13 protein-coding genes and 1 pseudogene are annotated in these 18,285 nt (G+C 60.7%); 8 read left to right on the forward strand and 6 right to left on the reverse strand.

Going from position 1 to position 18,285, the window contains the following annotated elements; translation table 11 throughout:
* The first annotated feature begins 106 nt into the window (after positions 1-106).
* Positions 107-1,090, forward strand: a complete 984-nt coding sequence (locus tag ACZY1I_RS27955) for an Acg family FMN-binding oxidoreductase (RefSeq protein WP_463760211.1) — start codon at positions 107-109, stop codon at positions 1,088-1,090.
* A gap of 118 nt (positions 1,091-1,208) precedes the next feature.
* Here the strand turns inward: ACZY1I_RS27955 and ACZY1I_RS27960 are convergent, their stop codons facing one another.
* Positions 1,209-2,201 carry an Acg family FMN-binding oxidoreductase gene (locus ACZY1I_RS27960; protein WP_463760216.1) on the reverse strand — a complete coding sequence of 331 codons (993 nt, stop codon included), beginning with the start codon at positions 2,199-2,201 and terminating at the stop codon, positions 1,209-1,211.
* A 1,303-nt stretch (positions 2,202-3,504) separates the two neighbouring features.
* Positions 3,505-6,135 (reverse strand): annotated as a pseudogene (mgtA, locus tag ACZY1I_RS27965) (magnesium-translocating P-type ATPase); the annotation flags it as partial.
* A 346-nt stretch (positions 6,136-6,481) separates the two neighbouring features.
* Between mgtA and ACZY1I_RS27970 the strand changes: the two are divergent.
* The 4 genes from ACZY1I_RS27970 to ACZY1I_RS27985 all read left to right on the forward strand — a co-directional run bounded on the left by ACZY1I_RS27970 (position 6,482) and on the right by ACZY1I_RS27985 (position 11,944).
* On the forward strand, positions 6,482-7,945 hold the full coding sequence (locus ACZY1I_RS27970; protein WP_463760397.1) for a wax ester/triacylglycerol synthase domain-containing protein: 1,464 nt from the start codon (positions 6,482-6,484) through the stop codon (positions 7,943-7,945).
* Positions 7,946-8,132: 187 nt separating this feature from the next.
* Positions 8,133-8,501, forward strand: a complete 369-nt coding sequence (locus ACZY1I_RS27975) for a SpoIIAA family protein (protein WP_463760219.1) — start codon at positions 8,133-8,135, stop codon at positions 8,499-8,501.
* A gap of 37 nt (positions 8,502-8,538) precedes the next feature.
* Positions 8,539-11,169, forward strand: a complete 2,631-nt coding sequence (locus ACZY1I_RS27980) for a GH92 family glycosyl hydrolase (RefSeq protein WP_463760223.1) — start codon at positions 8,539-8,541, stop codon at positions 11,167-11,169.
* Between the two features lie 148 nt (positions 11,170-11,317).
* Positions 11,318-11,944, forward strand: a complete 627-nt coding sequence (locus ACZY1I_RS27985; protein WP_463760225.1) for an SRPBCC family protein — start codon at positions 11,318-11,320, stop codon at positions 11,942-11,944.
* Between the two features lie 202 nt (positions 11,945-12,146).
* On the opposite strand, the gene ACZY1I_RS27990 is transcribed toward ACZY1I_RS27985, so the two are convergent.
* The 3 genes from ACZY1I_RS27990 to ACZY1I_RS28000 all read right to left on the reverse strand — a co-directional run bounded on the left by ACZY1I_RS27990 (position 12,147) and on the right by ACZY1I_RS28000 (position 14,485).
* On the reverse strand, positions 12,147-12,578 hold the full coding sequence (locus ACZY1I_RS27990) for a pyridoxamine 5'-phosphate oxidase family protein (protein WP_463760228.1): 432 nt from the start codon (positions 12,576-12,578) through the stop codon (positions 12,147-12,149).
* A gap of 188 nt (positions 12,579-12,766) precedes the next feature.
* Positions 12,767-13,564 carry a universal stress protein gene (locus ACZY1I_RS27995; RefSeq protein WP_463760230.1) on the reverse strand — a complete coding sequence of 266 codons (798 nt, stop codon included), beginning with the start codon at positions 13,562-13,564 and terminating at the stop codon, positions 12,767-12,769.
* A 387-nt stretch (positions 13,565-13,951) separates the two neighbouring features.
* A complete protein-coding gene (locus tag ACZY1I_RS28000) occupies positions 13,952-14,485 on the reverse strand; it encodes a hypothetical protein (RefSeq protein WP_463760233.1) in 534 nt (177 codons plus the stop codon).
* A gap of 341 nt (positions 14,486-14,826) precedes the next feature.
* Between ACZY1I_RS28000 and ACZY1I_RS28005 the strand changes: the two genes are divergently transcribed.
* The 3 genes from ACZY1I_RS28005 to ACZY1I_RS28015 all read left to right on the forward strand — a co-directional run bounded on the left by ACZY1I_RS28005 (position 14,827) and on the right by ACZY1I_RS28015 (position 17,149).
* Complete coding sequence (locus ACZY1I_RS28005) at positions 14,827-15,177, forward strand: hypothetical protein (protein WP_463760236.1); 351 nt, start codon at positions 14,827-14,829, stop codon at positions 15,175-15,177.
* A 20-nt stretch (positions 15,178-15,197) separates the two neighbouring features.
* Positions 15,198-16,064 carry a universal stress protein gene (locus tag ACZY1I_RS28010; protein ID WP_463760239.1) on the forward strand — a complete coding sequence of 289 codons (867 nt, stop codon included), beginning with the start codon at positions 15,198-15,200 and terminating at the stop codon, positions 16,062-16,064.
* 101 nt (positions 16,065-16,165) lie between these two features.
* Positions 16,166-17,149, forward strand: coding sequence for an Acg family FMN-binding oxidoreductase (locus ACZY1I_RS28015; protein WP_463760241.1), 984 nt, complete (start codon positions 16,166-16,168; stop codon positions 17,147-17,149).
* A 76-nt stretch (positions 17,150-17,225) separates the two neighbouring features.
* Here the strand turns inward: ACZY1I_RS28015 and gap are convergent, their stop codons facing one another.
* Positions 17,226-18,242: a type I glyceraldehyde-3-phosphate dehydrogenase gene (gene gap, locus ACZY1I_RS28020; RefSeq protein WP_463760243.1), complete on the reverse strand. Its 1,017-nt coding sequence runs from the start codon at positions 18,240-18,242 to the stop codon at positions 17,226-17,228.
* Between the last annotated feature and the right edge of the window lie 43 nt (positions 18,243-18,285).

Genomic DNA, 18,285 nt, shown 5'->3' on the forward strand with positions numbered 1-18,285 from the left:
CGGTATGGCACAAAGTCACTTCATTTAGAGACGCCATGCTCTCGATTTCGAGGGTTGATCGCGCCAATCTGAGAGAAGGCTCTAGCGCCGGAGAGGAGCGCAAGTCATGAATACACACTTCCCAGATCGCGGCACCATCCGCACCGCGCTGGCGCTAGCTTCTCGTGCACCATCCGTGCACAACACGCAACCGTGGCGTTGGCAAGTAGGTATGTCGAGCCTTCATCTGTACGCCGATGCTAGCTTGCAACTGCCTCACACCGACCCGGACGGGCGTGATCTCCTCTTGAGTTGCGGCGCTGCGCTGAATCACTGCGTGGTCGCGCTGGCGGCGGTGGGTTGGCGTGCAAAGGTGGTGCGGCTACCCAATCCTGCTGATCTCAGTCACCTGGCCTCAATCGAGGTAACTCCTCAACAACCCGACACCCTTGACATCACACTCGCGGCCGCGATCCCGCGGCGGCGAACTGACCGGCGACCTTACAGTTTCTGGCAGGTCCCAGTGTCTGACATCGCCTTGATGGCCGCGCGCGCGGCTCGAAACGGCGTGATGCTCCATGTAGTGGACGCGCTCGATGATTTGAATGTCATTGTCTCTCAATCAGTTTTGCAGCACGCCGCCGATGCGGAATACCTTGTGGAACTTGCCTCGTGGAGCGGGCGGCACCTTTCCGAAGCCGGCGTACCTGCTCGCAACATCCCAGTCTCAGATCCGGCCTCGCCGATTCCGAGCAGGCTCTATGCGGGTTCCGCGCTGGCTTTGCCACCGGACGTTGCACCCGCCGAGGACAGCGCGGTCGTTTTGGCCCTCGGGACTCGCACTGACGACGAATTGGCCAGACTCCGCGCTGGCGAAGCCACCAGCCTTCTGCTTCTCACCGCAACGGCGACGGGCCTAGCTTCTTGTCCGATTACCGAGCCGCTTGAGGTCTCAGAGACACGAGAGATGCTACGCGCCAGCGTGTTCGGTGACGGCGGCTATCCGCAGATGTTGCTGAGGGTCGGCTGGCCGGCGGCTAATGCGGATCCGCTGCCCGCCACTCCGCGTCGTCCGCAGCGCGACGTCGTTGAATGGCTTTCCGATCGGTGATCCCAAGGCGTTTTCACCTTATTGACCGATGTTGGCGGTGAGCGAACGCAGCGTGTGCCGCGGCCCCCAGCTATTTGGATTGGCTGTGCAGCCTAATTGTGCGCGATTTTCGGCGCCGTTACGACTTGGATTCGGTGCAGATCTGTAGCACTTCTGCCAACGGACGCCGAGGTGTTGGTGCCGGTCGGGCTTCCATCGGCGGTGCCAGTCCGACGCGGATCAGTACCTGGGGTTCGCCCTGCTCTTTAATGAGTCCGCGCACGATGTCACGGCTTTCGTCCACCTCGACCAGATGGGTCAGTGTGCAGGTCGCCATTCCCGCCGTTGTGCACTCCAGTAGCACAGTGGAGAGCGCTTCGCCGCATCTCAATGCGTTCGCCGTTGTGTCTTCGGGCGTCGATAGCACAACGATTTTGGACCAATCCACCTTGATCTCGGGTCGGCGATCCTCGTCCGATCGGATCGGGAATTCACGTCCGACATCAACCCGGCGATGTTCTGTAGCAGAGGCTAGCGTGATCGGCGGCACGCCATCGTGCATCATGAATGGCGAAGTCCACCAGTCTAGTTCGGCGTGATAGTGCCAATCATCGCGACGGACAGTTTCGGTAAGCCGCGAGGCCTCGGCCAGCTGCGGTCGCGCGCTGTCGGCAAGCACGTGCAGCGTAACCAGGCTGTCGTCGAACAAGCTTCGCAGGACCGGTTCGAAGGAATCCCAGTATGAGGGCCATCCCATCGGAAGCCGATCTGTCCTGCGCTGAGGTATTGCTTCTGCGCGGTTGTGCTGGGCTGCGGTCACGCGATCTGCCCTGCTGAATTGGATGGATGCTAGCTGTTCGGGGTGTGTCGAGTCAGGAAGCCGGCTGATTTCGGCATGCCAACCTGCAGCCCGCACCGCAACTCGAAGGTGATCGAGCACCGCCCCACAGCTCACGACCGCGTCACGCCCCGCATCGTCAGTGCCCAAGACTGTGCGGCTCCGATCGAGGAACAGTCGCAAGCCGTAGCCGTCGGCCACCCATCGCCATGGTTGGCTGTTGTGCACGGACGGGGCCCGACAAGCCAGCAGCACAGCGTTCTTGAGGCTTTCAGCGTCGAGCGTCGTTCGCATTTAAAGGCCACCACCTCAGAGTTAAGGTTCCTGGTCCGCTTTCCCTTTCATCGCCAACCGTACGAAGCTAAAAGGTCTGGTGAATAGGGACTTACGTCCTCGATGGGTTCCGGTCAACCGTCCGGCGACACTACGCATTCCCGCCCGATTCTTCCCACGAGGCGTCCTTGCCCGCAGGCTTTCGCAGCCGGCGGCACCTTGATGTGCGATGAGTTTGCGGCACGCCGACGACGATGGCCGACGTCAAAAACGCAAACGGGTGACAGCTTGGTACCGAAACGGGGACATAAGTCCCTAGCCGGCTAGTCGAGTGACTTGCTGCAATAGGAGTACAAGTAATGCGATTTCGGTTCCAGGAGGCAGTAATGATGTCAGTATCCAATGGGCCTGAATGGAGTGGGCGGTGACAGCGCCAACGACTGCGACGACGGTCGTCGCTTTTCAAGCGCATCCATCGTGGGTTGCGGCTCAGAAATATGCCGTTGAGCGTCGGGAAGCAATGCGCCGTCATCCGTCTTCGCGGGCCCGGAAGGTCGTTGCATCTGGCGACAGCGATGTGTCTGCAAAGTTATTGTCATCGACGAAGCCCGAAGGCAACTGATCAACCCATGACCCCTCTTGCATCTTCGCCATTCTTCGCTCTATCCACACTTTTGTCGTCGGCGTCGAACGAAACACTCGCCGTCGATGCGGAATTGGGGGCGCTCCTAGTCGAGTATTGTTGCTATGAAATCGATTTCGACGACTGGTATTCGCGTCAGCCTCCAAGACGTCACGCGGAATTCGGTGGTTGGGTCAGGGAAGGGAGGGCACTGTTCGAAAGGCTTGATGATCTGAAAGAGCTTGCTCACAGCTATTTGCGGTGTGATTAATTTGTCGTCGGCGTTGCCGACTGACGACCCTGCCGCAGGAGGCTTACGGCGGTGAGCAGCAGTCACGAGCCCACAGCCAGAACCCGGCGACAACGGCGGAGTCTTCCCACGGGCCAGAGAGTTAGTTGCTAACCGGTTCCCCATCGCGATGCTGGGGACCATCCTCAGCCAGTTGACCGTCGAGGGTGTGTAGTTCGGGCCCCGCGGCGGCTTGGTTGATGTTCTCCAATTGGCGGAGAGGGTCGGTTCGAGGCGACTTTGCCGCCGAGTGCGGTGGTTAGACAAGATCCGTGGCTTCGTAATCCATTGTTTCGCAGCCGACATGCGTATCTGCGGTCCGGATTGGCTGCCGCGGTCGGAAATACGATCGTGCAGGCGGTGCGAACCGTTAGCGGTTTGGGTGGGAGCCAACGAGAAACCTTTGCTCCGCCATGGCCAAATCGCGCAGCGCGGCGATCAATGCGGTGTGTACGTCCGCGGCTTCGGTGCGCGCCCGGCCTGCTATCTGGTTTGGAATAAAACCAGGTCTTGGTCACCTCCACCAAAACGAGATACGCCATCGTCAGCCCGACCATCGCGGCGAAGAAGGTCCAGGGGAGTGGCATGAACCCAAGACCATGCGCGGCCGGCGAGATCGTCAGGACCACCCCTGTCGCGATGACTGCCAGCGTCGCTGCGGTGAGTAAGGGACTCGCTTTGCTTCGCAGGAACGGTACGTGTCTGGTGCGAATGGCGAATATTATAAGTGTCTGCGTTGCAAGGGATTCCACAAACCAGCCGGTGCGAAATTCAACGGGCCCGGCGCGCAGGACACCAAGCATCAGGCCGAAGGTCAAGAAGTCGAACAGGGAACTGATTGGGCCGAACGACAGCATGAACCGTCGGACGAATTCAATGTCCCAGTGTGCGGGCGCGCGCAGTTGGTCGTCGTCAACTCGGTCAGACGGTATAGCGAGTTGCGAGGTGTCGTATAGCAAGTTGTTCAACAGGATCTGGCTGGGCAGCATCGGCAGGAAGGTGAGCACCGCGGATGCTGCTGCAGCGCTGAACATGTTGCCGAAATTGCTTGACGTTCCCATTAATACGTACTTGATGGTATTGGCAAAAATGCGACGCCCTTCAGCGACTCCCTCAGCCAGGACACCGAGGTCCTTTTTCAGCAGCACCACGTCTGCCGCGTCCTTCGCGACGTCCGTTGCGGTGTCAACGGAAATGCCCACATCGGCGGCATGCATCGCTAGCGTGTCGTTTACGCCATCTCCGAGAAATGCGACACTTCGCCGGGATTGACGAAGCGACGAGATGACACGGGCCTTCTGCTCAGGTGACATACGAGCGAAGATGGTGTGGTTGTCGACCGCTGAGTCGAATTCGCCGTCGCTCATCGCTTCGAGCTCCGTGCCGGTGACGGTACCCCTGGAATCCAAACCAATTTCAGTGCATACCTTCTCCGCCACGACGGGATTGTCGCCGGTGGCCAGCTTGACCTCGATACCTAGTCGCGAGAGCCGTTCCAAAGAGCGACGCACATCGGGTTTCGGGTTGTCCGCGAACACGAGAAACCCCTCGAGATCTAACTCCATTTCATCGGAGGCGGACAGAGTCACTTGGTCGGGAGCGGATTTGCTGGCCACTGCGACGACGCGGCGGCCGTCGGCGAATAGTGCTGCCAGCGTCCCGCGGGCGGTACCAGGAATGTCGACGCAGTGCGCCATGACCTGCTCAGGAGCGCCTTTCACCACGATGCGCCTGCCTTCGGGAAGATCGAGAAGCGCCGAGGTGGTGCGCCGTACGTGATCGAAGGGTAGCGTGCTCAAACGGTTTGCGCCGACGACGACAGTCTGGCCACGCCACAGCGCTGAATCAAGTTCGTTCCCGCTCACTCCACCCTTTGCTGGGTCAACATCGGTGGCGAGCATTCCGCTTCGGACGAGCGAGGCAGACTCCTTACCGTCTGGGCCGATCGCGGCCACGAGATTGATGTGCCCATCGGTGAGGGTGCCTGTCTTGTCCGTTATCAGAATGTCGATGTCGCCCAGATCTTCAATGCACACCAAACGTTTGACGAGTACTTGGAGCCGAGCTAAGCGTCGCGAACCGGAGGCAAGGCTTGTGCTGACGATAGCGGGCAGCAGTTGGGGGGTAATGCCGACCGCGATGGCCAAGCCGAACAGTGCAGAGTCGATGAGCGGTCGTTGGAGCAAGAGATTGATGCAGATGATGGCCGCGGTCAGAACCATCGCGACCTTCAGCAGTAGGTACGAAAAGTGCCGCAGGCCGCGCTGGAAGTCCGTTTCTGGCTGCCGCTCGCCCAAACCAAGTGTGAGGCGGCCGAATTCAGCGTTGCATCCGGTCGCGTAGATTACGCCCGTCGCTTCGCCCGCACTGACGACAGTACCCATGAATGCGAGATTCGAGGAGTCGCAGATGGCGCTGTCGTCTGGAACCGGTTCGGGCGCCTTCTCCGACGGTGTGGACTCGCCGGTGAGGATGCTCTCGTTGCACTCGAACTTCGACGCCGTGATCAGTCGGACATCAGCTGGAACTACGTCACCGAGCTGCATTCGAATCACATCGCCGGGAACCAATGAGGAGACGTCAACGCGAGTTAGCTCCCCGTCGCGGCGGACCGTCGCCAGATGGCGGACTCGATTGTGCAGAGCTGCCGAAGTCCGCTCGGCGCGATACTCGTTGAGAAAGGATAGTCCGATGCTGATGACCAGAATAGTGCCGATGACGACGGCTTGCGTACTGTCGCCGAGGAATAGGGACAACAACGCGGTACCGGCCAGTAGGCCCAAAACCGCGTTGTTGAGCTGCCGCATCAGCACAGATATGGCGCTGAATCGATGACTGCGAACAGAATTGGGGCCCACCGCGGCCAATCTTGCGTCTGCCTCGTCGGTGGACAATCCTTCAGGCGATGTGTCGAACCATCGCATGACGTCCGCAGTCGGTGCGGTAACAACGCGCTCTCGTGAGAGGGAGGAGCAGGTATGTGGACGCCAGCTGACTCTGAAATCAGTTTCCTCGTAGTGGTTTTCGGCGCGGCGTCTATCCATAAATCGACGATCACGCCAGGCCGACGGATCTGGCTAGCGCCAAATGCCCATCGTTTCGTGCCGAATGACACTCGCTGCGAGAGCATTTAGTCCCTGCTCGCCCACCTGGACATCAGATTCCAACTTGTCCACTTAGCGGGGATACGCCAAGGCAGGCCCCACGGTAGCGGACAACGGACCGCAGGAATGCGGTTGACTTACCGATACCTACCAATAATTACTTTCGGCCCTACCTAGAAACTGCGTTAGCAGAGTGTGATAGCCAGCAGATCTCGCATAGGAGGCCATGATGAGTCGCATTGGTTACGGGAAGTCCAATGATGCTCGGGGCGGCCAGCGCGGTTCGATGCCAACGGGGACCGATTGCCAAGGCTATGCTGACAGTGCGGACCGTAGGTTCCTGCCTGATACCGAATTCCTCAGCAGCAGTGATGCTTTCATATGGTCGATCGAGGGCGACCCGCGTCTTCGTTCGACGATTGTGGTGTTGATCCTGTTCGATCGGCTGCCGGACTGGCAGGAGGTCAAGAATCGATTCGAGCTGATATGCCGCACCGTTCCGGTGTTCAGCGAGCGGGTAGTGACTTCTGTCGGGTTGACCCCGCCACGCTGGGAGCGGGATAGCGAGTTTGACCTTACTTTCCACGTGCGAAAAGTTGCGGCGCCTGCACCCGGCGACATGCAAGTCCTGTTGGAGATGGCCCGCATCGCAGCGATGGCTGACTTCGATCGGGCCAGGCCGCTCTGGGAAGCGACTTTGATCGAAGGTTTAGCAGACGGAGCGGCGGCGTTGTTGTGCAAGCTGAATCATGCACTCACCGACGGCGTGGGTGCCGTCGCCATAGCAGCAGCGCTGTACGACCGCACGGAGAAGTACGAACCACGCCTGGCGCCCAACCGTGCCGTGGGGCCCGTGCCGCGGCCCTTGCCGGATCACCCAAAATTCCTCGCAAATGAAATTGCCTACGCGACAGACGCGCTCGTGGCGTCGATGAAGGCTGTGCCGCGACTTGCAAACGGATTGCGGAACCCACTCAAAGCATTGACAAAGGCCTACTCGACAACCGCGTCGCTTTGGCGAACGGTGCGACCTGTGAGTCGGGTCGGCTCCCCACTCATGCTCAAACGTCAGCAGGGTCGGCGGCTCGCAACGTATCAAGTGCCCACCGACCGCCTGCACGAAGCGGGCGCCGTAGCCGGCGGATCGCTGAACGACGCGTTCATTGCCGCGGTCGTTGGCGGAGTGCAGCGGTATCACGAGAAGCACGGGACTGCGGCCGATCGGTTGGTGATCACCATGCCCATCAGCGTCCGGACGCCGGATGATCCGCTTGGTGGCAACCACGCGACCCTGATGCGGTTGGAGGTGCCGGCGCGATCCGCGGATGCCTCGCAGCGCATCCGCTTCGTCCACGGGCTAACCTGCAAAGCCCGTAAGGAAGAGTCATTGGGCTTGACCCAACTGGTTGCCGGTGCTCTTCGTCTCGCGCCGAGTCGGTACGTGAGTTCCGTTCTGCGGAAAGTTGATTTCATCGCGAGCGACGTTCCTGGTTTTGCCGAACAGACCTATCTCGCCGGCGCCGCGGTGCGGATGCAATACGCATTCTCGCCGACACTCGGCGCTGCCTTCAACGTCACACTGCTGACGCACGTAGACATGTGCGCCGTGGGAATAAACATTGACACCGCTGCGATCCCGGATTTCGATGTTTTCAATCGTTGCCTTGTCGCAGGCTTCGACGAAGTGCTCGACATTGCAACCAGATCAGACGCTCACCAGCTCTCTACGAACACGAAGGGGCGTTGCTAACTTGAGGACGACCGATGAACTTGTCTGAACGCTCAACGCCAGCGAAAGCTCTGTAGTACAACATGAGTCCGACTTTTAGTGATGCAAGAGCGGATCGCAGTCATGATGTCCCGATACTCAGTGGCGTTGACCGAACTCCCCGAGATCACCGGGGCGCAGGATCCCATCGACCCAGAAGGAGTAATCGATGATCGAAGTACTGGCGGACATGCCAGAAGGCGTGACCGGTATCCGCGTGTCGGGCCGACTGATTGGTAAGGACCTGCGCGAGTTCAAACCCACCATGGAGGAGCGGTTGAAAACCGGCGAAATCAGGATCGTCGAGATCATCGCATCCGACTACGAGGGCTTCGGTCCAGGCGGGTTGGTCGAGGACCTGAAGGTAGGCTTTGGTGCACTCTTCCAGCATCATTCGGCGTTCAAGCGAATCGCTGTGGTGACGGACAAGGACTGGGTCGCCCACACTCTGCACGCTCTCGCGTGGATGGTCCCCGGCGAGATCGCACTGTTCGGCCTGGACGAGCTTGCGCGCGCGAAGGAGTGGGCCGCGGGCTGAGGGAACTGATGAGGTAGACGTTGCAGTAAAGAGCGCCATGAGGCCCCGAAGGACTGCCATCGCCCTCGTCGCAACGACGGGCGTCATCATGTCGTTCATAGCGGCTGCGCCGCCCGCTGCTTACGACGGCCAGCCGGGGTTCGTCGCGAATCCGGTCGATTACGTCGACACGCTTAACGGCACCGGGACGGGCGGTGAGACGGTCGGGGAGATCAACAATTTCCCGGGCGCCTCGTTGCCGTTCGGCATGGTGCAATACTCGCCGGACACCGTCGGCACCTACGCCGGCTACAACTACCACAACCCGCACTCCAGTGGGTTCAGCTTGACCCACGCCTCGGTGGGCTGCGCGGCTTTCGGCGACGTCTCAATGTTGCCGACCACCAACGCGATCGGTTCCCAGCCCTGGAACGCATGGGAGAGAATCGCGCACGACGACACCGAGGTGGGTGTGCCCGGTTACTACACCGTTCGGTTCCCCGTCACCGGAGTGACCACTGAACTCACCGCCACCACCCGCACGGGCTTCGGTAGGTTCACCTACCCGAACGATTCTCGACCGGCGCTGTTCCACGTTCGCTCAGGGGCGTCGCTCGCTGGAAATTCCCGCTCGGCCATCCGACTCGGTGAGGACAACACCACGATCACCGGATGGGCGACCAGCGGCGGATTCTGCGACAAGAGAAACACTTACACCATCTACTACGCCATGAAGTTCAGCCAGCCGTTCACCCACTACGGCACCTGGGACGGCAAGTGGGTGTACGCAGGAGCACGCAGAGCGAATGCGCAATACAGCGGGGGCTATGTGGCTTTCCCGGCCGGTTCAGTGCTCGAGGTGCGAACCGCGATCTCCTACGTGAGCATCGACGGGGCGATGGCGAACCTCGCCGCCGAAGGCACTGCGAGCTTCGACCAGGTCCGTGCCGCCGCATCGTCGGAATGGAACGCCGCGCTGTCACACATCTCGGTGGCCGGAAGAAACGTCGACCACGTGGAGACGTTTTATACATCGCTGTACCGGACGCTGTTGCACCCCAACACCTTCAACGACGTCGACGGGCGTTACATCGGATTCGATGGGTTCACTCACATGGCGGCCGAGGGGCGCACCCAGTATGCCAACTTCTCCGACTGGGATACCTACCGAGGCGTTGCGGCCCTGCACGGGCTGCTCTTTCCGAAAATCGCCAACGACATGGCGCAGTCCCTCGTCAACGACGCGGAGCAGAGCGGATCGTATCCGCGCTGGGCGCTCGCAAACGCGGCAACAGGAGAGATGACCGGCGACAACGTGGTCCCGCTCATCGTGAACCTCTATGTCTTTGGCGCAAAAGATTTCGACACCAAAACGGCGCTGCGTTACATGGTGAAGGCAGCGACCGACGGCGGGACCGGGCTCAACGGCTACGTGGAACGGCCCGGAATCGCTACCTATCTGCAGTTCGGCTACGCACCGCAGATACGGGAGTTCAGCACCGATGGCAGAGTTGCCGGCGCCTCGATCACTCTTGAGTGGTCGGTCGACGATTTCACCATCTCCCGGTTCGCTCACTCGCTGGGCGACAGCGCGACCGCGGCCGAGTTCCAGAACCGCGCGCAGTATTGGCAGAACCTGTTCAATCCCACGACCGGGTACATCTCGCCGCGCAGCCCAACCGGGTTCTTCCGCGACGGCCCCGGATTCGTGGAATCCCCCTCGGGCTTCGGGCAGGACGGCTACGACGAGGGCAACGCCGAGCAATACGTCTGGTGGGTGCCCCAGAACGTCGCCGGCCTGATCACTGCACTCGGCGGCCGCAAGTCAACGGCCGCCCGGCTCGACCGCTTCGTCAAAGAGCTCAACGCCGGCCCAAACGAGCCCTACCTGTGGGCCGGTAACGAGCCCGGCTTTGGCGTCCCTTGGTTGTACAACTATGTCGGACAACCTTGGAAGACCCAGCGAACGGTCGACCGGGTGCGGGGTCTGTTCCGTCCGACACCCGACGGTGAGCCAGGCAACGATGACCTCGGCGCAATGTCCAGCTGGTACGTCTGGGCCGCCCTCGGCATGTACCCGTGCACCCCGGGCACCCCGATCCTGACACTGAACACACCACTGTTCGATCGCGTTGTGATCGGGCTCCCCGGCGGCAAGTCCATCCGCATCTCGGCCCCGGGCGCGTCCGCGCCGAGCTATCTGAAATACATCAACGGCCTTGTCATCGACGGCAAGTCCAGCGTGCAAACATTTCTTCCAGAGTCGATCATCCAAACCGGCGCAGACCTGGCGTTCACTCTCTCGGCGCACCCGAACAAGGTATGGGGCACGTCCGAATCCTCCGCGCCACCGTCGTTCGGCGCGGGTGGCTCGGCCGTAACCGTCAACATCTCCCGCCCCATCGTCACGATCGCACCGGGAAGCACCGGAACTGTGACAGTCGATGCCCAGCGGATGAGCAACTACGCGAGCGAGTACACGATCACCGGTACATCCGTCAGTGGAATCACAGTGGAACCCGTATCTGGGCGGTTCGCCGACAACGGATCAGCCAAGGCGACCGTCAAGATCACCGTCGCGCAGTCAGTGCGCGAGGAGGACTACCTGGCCTATCTCACGACCGCAGTCGGCGAGCACACCAGAGGCTCGACTGTGCTCGTGGTCGCCCAGCCCGACTCCGACGAGTAAATTGCCAGATCATCTCGTCATTGGTGCCAGCAGGCATGACGGTGCAGGAGATGCCAGTCTGGCGACCGAGCTAGTTGGGCACTTTGGCTTCCTCGCGCGGGACCAACGACTCTCGCAGCTGGGGTAAGCGCCCCAGCAGACTGACACAGTGGCCAAGATCAAGTGGATTGTGCAGGTTTCTGTGCCCATCGCTGCGCTTTATTGCGCGCGTCGGTACTACCGCAACTGGGGCACCACGAAAGCGGAATGTCAGATGCGGCTGCCTGGCGACGCGGTGGTGAAGGAGCCAACTGTCGAGGTGACCGAGGCGGTCTTCGTTGATTCGCCCGCATCTGTGGTCTGGCCGCTGTTGGAGCAATTGGTTGAGCGACAGAAGGATTCATTTGCCTGCGCCGAGATCGGTAGCGATCGGCTCCGAGTGGGTGACGTGTGCACCCCGGCGGCCGCAAGCTCGATGGGACTACCCAATGACGTCGTTTTGACGGTTACTGCAATCGTCCCTGAGGAGTACCTCGTGTTCCATGCCACTCGGCCCGGCAGAGCCTGGGATGCAGCATGGTCACTACACCTTCAGCCGCACTGGGAGGACCGCGTCCGACTCCTCACCCGGACCAGAATCGCGCTGCACCATCCTGGCGACGTCGTCGCTGTGGAAATGCTCAGGCCCATGGTCGCACTTGGCGCACGACGACTACTACTTGCAATCAAACACCGTGCAGAACATTGCGCATCGACAACGATCAGCACGCCAAGTCTGGATCGTCGTAGTCGGTGAATCCGGGTGTGATGCCCTTGATCTGCGAAACAGCCTCAAGAACGAGCACTTTCGTGCTCACGGTTGTCTGGTCGACCGGCGTTCGTAGGTGGGATTCGCGGGTAAAAGGAGACGGGCATGAAACCGGTCGTGGTAGGCATCGATGGCTCGCAAGCAGGCATTGTGCGCAGCGTAGATGTTGCGGGACAACAGCTCTCACTCATCAGTGTATTGGCGCCTCGGCTGGTCTTGGTCCGAAGTCAAATCGTCGACCTGTGACCAATTCCGGTATGACACGCACGTAGTGTGACTTCTCGGACCCCGTCCACGACAGCACTTGGGCGCGTTCGGCGTTCGTGATCTCCTCATCGGTACGCAGGGAGCGGGCCGTGCCCTTGACGATGACGCTCCAGCCTTCCGCGACATTGTGGTCATCGACCTCGAACACCACGTGTCTGTTTATCGCCGTGCTGACCAGCTTGGTGCCCTCCGTGCGAAACAAGATCGTCCGGCGCTGAACAACATAGTTCACGGGAAAGATCTCGGGGCGCCCGTCAACACTGGTCACGAGCCGGCCCAATGACCCACCGGCAAGTAGGTCCCAGCATTCATGCTCCGGCAGTATGGTGACGCCGGCGGTGTTTGATGCTTTCATGCAACTATTTAATCGTTGGGCAACAGGACAGCGCATCGGCCAGAAGTCCTGCAAGTGTGGGACCAAAGTCGTTTCTTGGCAACAAAATTGCGTGACCAGACCTAGTCCAGGGCTCTGGGTATGGGGCGTGCGGAGCACATGCGTCAGCCTCGGCAATTGCTCACTAGTGCAAAGCAGAGGCCAACTTCTCAATGGCGTACTACCAGCACTGAGCAATAGTCAACGATCGAGGCAGCGGATGACGGGGTGAAACGCATCAGCGGCGCGATCTGGCCGGCACCTATCACCGCAAGTTGGACGGGTTCTGTTGTGCCCGCGATGAATTCCGCGACACCGCCCAGCGCCGGCGCGGCTTCTACATAAGCAGATGGGTAGCGTTCCTGCCAAGGATCCAAGCGGCGGCCGATATGTTCGGACATATTGGCGTCCGAACCGATCCCGAGTGCGCACAGGGGTGCGTTGCGCAGACTTGCCTCGGCGAATCCGTGCTTGATGATCAGATCGCTGTCGGACGACGTATCAACGCTGACCACAATCCATGCGCCCTCGGACTTCATGGCGGGTTCGTCGGGACGGATGATGGCAACGGGACAGAATGCTGCGTTACCCAGCGCGGCAGCCGTTGATCCCGGAAGGTGTTGCGTGTGACCGAGTCCGAGAGATCCGACACAAATCATCTGGGCTGCGCGTGACTCGGCTATCAGGCCTGCCCGCGGTCCGGCTCCGACGACTGCTGTCTCGACCTTGGCGACTTTTCCGGTTGCTGCGATCGCCGCCTCGGCAGCTCGGAACAATGGTTCAGCCAAAGACACCTGGAGCCGGAAATCACAGTCAGGTTGTGCCGGTGCGACATTGGCGCCATGCACGAGTAGAAGTGGTGCATCACGGGCGATTGCCTCGTCGACAGCCCACAAGGCAGCGGCGATCGCGGCATCTGAGCCGTCTATGCCGGCTATGACAGTTGGCAGCGTGTTCGACTGATTCATCTCGGCCTCCGAGTTGCAATTGGTGGATGAGCTGACTCTGAATCTAGTTGTGGGAGTGCCTGATTCAGGCATGAACGGTCAACGTCGTCGGCCGCAGCGATCAGCGTGGCAGCTAGCTCGCGCGCCGCTCGCGCGTCCAAGCCGTCTAGCTGGGGACCTGGCAGGGCAATCCATCTTCGCGTGGTCCCGTCGGCAAATTGGCGACCATAAACGCGGACGTGGACTGGTCCGCCGAGGTACGAGCGTGCCACGAAATCACGAAACCACAAGCTGTCGAGCTGCCAACCGAAAATACACACCGCATCGGCTGGTGGTGGAACTTCGTCGATCGATGTGCTCATGACCGCGTACCCTCCTGATGTCTGCAGTTGGTCCCCCCGCTATCTGTCAGGCTGCGCGCGGTAGTTCCGCAGCCGTCTTTACCCGCGTCTCCTGCAATGTCGGTGTGGTCACCCAACCAACAAGAGTGAGGTAGAGGCCGACCACCCCGAAGAGAATTTCGACTCCGGCCCATAGTGGGGTCAGAGCGATCGACGCTTTGGCAGCCGCCATGAAAGCGTGCGGGAAGGCCATCAACCAAACCGCGCGCAATACCAACAGCCAGCCCAGCGCGGATATAATCACGGCTGCCGCGCCGCGCCAGTACTGATGCACCGCAACAATACTGAGGGCGGCCAAGAGCAAGAAGCTCCCCGTCACCCAAGGCAATGCGGCGCTGGCCCCGAACTCCGCGAGCATGGTTCGCATGTCTGGGCGGGTCGCCGCTGTAATGGTCACGACTACGATGAAGGGGCCTAGTATGCGGGCGAGCATTCGAGTCGGGGTCCGGTAATCCAGTGGTGCTTTCATTTCGACCTCCGTTCCATAGTGCGCGGGCTCCAAGCCCGCCCGCGAACCGGCATCTACCCGGTCGGCGCTCATTCGGCCCCTCAAGCTTGGGCGTTCGGCTGTCACCCCTGCGAGGGACTGAAGTCACCTATCGCAAATGACATTCGTCAGTCGCACCGGACGTAGGCCACGCTGCATCCATTCACGCCGACCGACGGCCGCACTTTTCCGCCGCGGTTGCAATTCGCTGAAGGCATAGGTGCCGGCATTGGGACCAAAGACCCACTAAGACCGGCCCAACGACTCTGCCCACTCGGGGTCATCAATGCATACGTTCACTTGCGGCGGGTGAAATCGGCCCGAGCGCTCGGGTGAATCCGAGTGTCAAGGAATTCAAGAGAGTCAACAAGATGATGACGAGTATCGACCTGCGAATGAGCCTTGGCACTCAGTTCTGTATTGATGGCGTCGGTGCCGCGGAGAGCAGGCTGCCGCATTCGGGCCGCGTCGAGGCCAACCCACTGAAAAGTTGGTGGCTGCTAGCTAGCGAGGAATTCACCGCGGTGCAGCACCCGTCAGCAGACGTTGCGCGGGCCCCAGAGCGCACCGGGCAACTTCGCGCGACCACCGAAGACTGTCATGCCGCAACGCACATGTGCCTATTGGGCGGCGGCGGGTTCGAAATCGATCACCGCAGTGAATCTGTCACCTACCTGTACTTAGCCGACCGTCAGACGACGGTCGCGCAAGATCGCACCAATAAAACTCTGGTGCGAAACGTCTGATCCCCGGAGTGGAGCAACATATGTCAAAGTCAGCGAAACCTTCAGCCATCGTCGTCGGCATTGACGGCTCTCGAGCGGCGAATGATGTGGCGTTATGGGCTGTCGATGAGGCGATCGACCGCAATATTCCATTGCGCTTGCTATATGCGATCGAGCCGGAAGAGACGGGGTGCGTGTCGGCCGACCGGGCGGCTCGCAAGCTTGCCGTGGCTGAAAGTGCGGTCCGCTACGCGGCCATGTCCGTAGAGGCGGAGGACAAGCCGGTCAGAATCGAGATCGAAATTGTCCAGGAACCGCCGGTTAGTGCCTTGGTTCGGGCGTCGGCGTCGGCAGTGATGGTTTGTGTCGGCGCTGCCGGTATCAACCATTTCGCCCCTGAGCGAACCGGTTCCACAGCCGCGGCCCTAGCGGTATCGGCGCGCTGCCCCGTGGCGGTAATTCGCAGCTACAACGGCCGAGACGGCCGCGATGCACACTGGATTTTTGCGATCGGCCCTGAGTCTGACGATGCCGATGCCGTAATAGGGCCCGCGATGGAGGAAGCGCGGCTCCGCAATTTGCCGTTGCATGCAATTAGCTGTCAATCAAGTGGAGGAAGCGAGCACACCAACCGGCGTGCGGCCGAGAATGCAGACCACCAGTCGCTCGCCAGGGCGGAGCGACGTCTTGAGCGGTGGCGACGGCGATACCCGGACCTAGAGTTAGACGCAGGGGTCACCCATCGAAATCCCATCGACTATGTGGCGATAAATGACCGCAGCGTCCGAATGGTGGTGGTGAGTGTGCACAACCACGCCGCGGTGGAGCAACTACTGGGCCCGACCGGAAATGCAGTTATGCACAAGGAAAATTGCTCGTTACTGATTGTCGGGCAGCGAAATTTGTGATCGAGACCATCAAAACAGTGGTTTGGCCCCCGAAGGACCGGGTTGTCGGCGGGCATAAAGCACAAAGGTGGAGTCAGCATTGATAGAGAGGGGTCAGGGAAATGACTCAAACGTTAGTGGACGCGGGAACGATCAACAGGGCAATAGGATTGGCATGCCGCGCACCCTCCCTGCATAACAGCCAACCCTGGCGTTGGGTTGCTGCGCGCACGAGCGTGGACTTATTCGCTGATCGCCTCAGATTCGTGCCGGCAACGGACACCTCTGGCCGCGAAGCCATCATTAGCTGCGGCGCTGCGTTAGACCACTTTGTGGTGGCAATGGCAGCGGTCGGATGGGATTGTCAGATCGACCTATTCCCCAACCCGAATAATCTTGACCATCTCGCCACGGTTGGTTTTTCGCGGGTGGGCACTGTCGCCACGGCCCGCAGGGATCGGGCGAAGGCGATATCGCAGCGTCACACCGATCGACGTCCGTTCCGCGCACCATCGGATTGGGAATCGTTTGAACCGATACTGCTCAGTGCTTACGACCACAACCTGGCTACCGTTCAGACGCTGGGCGAGGATCTGCGGCCGCGGCTTACGCAAGTGTCAGAATTCGCCGAGTCTATGCGTCGCTATGACGACGACTACCACCATGAATTAACTTGGTGGACTGAACCTTCGAGAGAATCGGATGGTATTCCGCAAGGTGCCTTGGTGTCAGAATCCCAAAGCCGGAAGGTCGACGTGCAGCGGCGCTTTCCCGCCCGCTGGTACACCCAGCGAAAATCTGCCACAGTCGCGGATCAAGCCAAGGTGCTGCTTCTTTGCACTCGCGGCGACACCCGGTTGGACGCCCTGAACTGCGGCCGGATCATGTCGTCGATTCTCCTTGAGTGCACCGTTGCGGGACTGGCAACGTGCCCGGTGACGCACATTATGGAGGTGCAGGCGAGTCGGAGTTTGCTGCGGGAGTTGGCGGGTGGCAAAGACGCTGTACCGCAGGCGCTGGTCCGGGTTGGACTCGAGCCGGCAGGCGAAGAGCCGGAACCGACGCCACGGCTGCCGTTGAGCGAAGTGTTGACGACAACGGAATAGGTTTTGAAGGCAGAAGCGAGCCCGATTGTAGGGTGGCTGCGGGAACCGACGGGCCATTCGGGTGGCTGCAGGAGGCTCACAAGGTAGAAGCCACAAGGCCGGTCAGGTCGGCGAGGCGATGGGAGTAACCCCACTCGTTGTCATACCACCCGACAATCTTCACCAGGTTTCCAGTGACCTTCGTGAGCCCAGAGTCGAAGATGCACGACGACGGATCGGTCACTATGTCGGAGGACACGATGGGATCCGAAGTGTAAGAGAGATAGCCCCTGAGCTCATCGCGTGCCGCGTTCGCAAATGCTGCGTTGACTGCCGCGATGGTCGCGGGTTCCCGGACGGTGGCGGTGAGATCGGTCGCTGAACCGGTAGGTACCGGCACCCGCAGCGCGTAGCCGTCGAGGCGGCCCTCGAGCTGGGGCAGCACCACGCCGATCGCGCGGGCGGCACCTGTGGACGTGGGCACCACATTGACTGCTGCTGCCCGGGCGCGGCGAAGATCGCGATGCGGGCCGTCCTGCAGGTTCTGGGCCGGGGTGTAGGCGTGAATGGTGGTCATCAGTCCGTACTCGATTCCGAATGCATCATCGAGCACCTTCGCCATCGGAGCCAGACAGTTCGTGGTGCACGAGGCATTGGAAACAACCGTCTGGCTGCCGTCGTAGTCGCGGTGATTGACACCCATCACAACCGTGAGGTCCGCACCCTTCGAAGTCGCGGACACCACCACCTTCTTGGCCCCGCCGTGGAGGTGGCCGCGGGCCAGCTCCGCCGGCGTAAAGCGACCGGTCGACTCGATGACGACGTCCACACCGATGTCTCCCCACGGCAACGCCGTCGGCCCGTCGGCGATGGACCACGCCTTGATCCGCTGCTCGCCGACCACGAGGTCCTCGCCATCTGCTGATACGTCGTGCGGCAGGCGTCCCAGGACAGAGTCGTACTTGAGCAGGTGCGCCAGCGTTGCGTTATCCGTGAGGTCATTGACAGCGACAATCTCTATGTCACTGGTACCAGCCGCGCGTTGAACTTCCACGGCACGAAAGAAGTTTCGGCCGACACGGCCAAAGCCGTTCACGCCCACTCGGACTGCCATCGTGATCTCCTCAATTACGGCCGTGCCGGCAATGGCCACGTAC

This window comes from Mycobacterium sp. IDUB_37 (assembly GCF_055419245.1).

Coding starts and splice junctions, on each gene's coding strand:
- ACZY1I_RS28010 (WP_463760239.1), top strand. CDS start 15,198: ATGTCAAAGTCAGCGAAACCTTCAGCCATCGTCGTCGGCATTGACGGC.
- ACZY1I_RS27960 (WP_463760216.1), bottom strand. CDS start 2,201: ATGCGAACGACGCTCGACGCTGAAAGCCTCAAGAACGCTGTGCTGCTG.
- ACZY1I_RS27995 (WP_463760230.1), bottom strand. CDS start 13,564: ATGAATCAGTCGAACACGCTGCCAACTGTCATAGCCGGCATAGACGGC.
- ACZY1I_RS28005 (WP_463760236.1), top strand. CDS start 14,827: ATGAGCCTTGGCACTCAGTTCTGTATTGATGGCGTCGGTGCCGCGGAG.
- ACZY1I_RS27955 (WP_463760211.1), top strand. CDS start 107: ATGAATACACACTTCCCAGATCGCGGCACCATCCGCACCGCGCTGGCG.
- ACZY1I_RS27980 (WP_463760223.1), top strand. CDS start 8,539: ATGAGGCCCCGAAGGACTGCCATCGCCCTCGTCGCAACGACGGGCGTC.
- ACZY1I_RS27990 (WP_463760228.1), bottom strand. CDS start 12,578: ATGAAAGCATCAAACACCGCCGGCGTCACCATACTGCCGGAGCATGAA.
- ACZY1I_RS28015 (WP_463760241.1), top strand. CDS start 16,166: ATGACTCAAACGTTAGTGGACGCGGGAACGATCAACAGGGCAATAGGA.
- ACZY1I_RS28000 (WP_463760233.1), bottom strand. CDS start 14,485: ATGAGCGCCGACCGGGTAGATGCCGGTTCGCGGGCGGGCTTGGAGCCC.
- ACZY1I_RS27970 (WP_463760397.1), top strand. CDS start 6,482: ATGCCAACGGGGACCGATTGCCAAGGCTATGCTGACAGTGCGGACCGT.
- ACZY1I_RS27975 (WP_463760219.1), top strand. CDS start 8,133: ATGATCGAAGTACTGGCGGACATGCCAGAAGGCGTGACCGGTATCCGC.
- gap (WP_463760243.1), bottom strand. CDS start 18,242: ATGGCAGTCCGAGTGGGCGTGAACGGCTTTGGCCGTGTCGGCCGAAAC.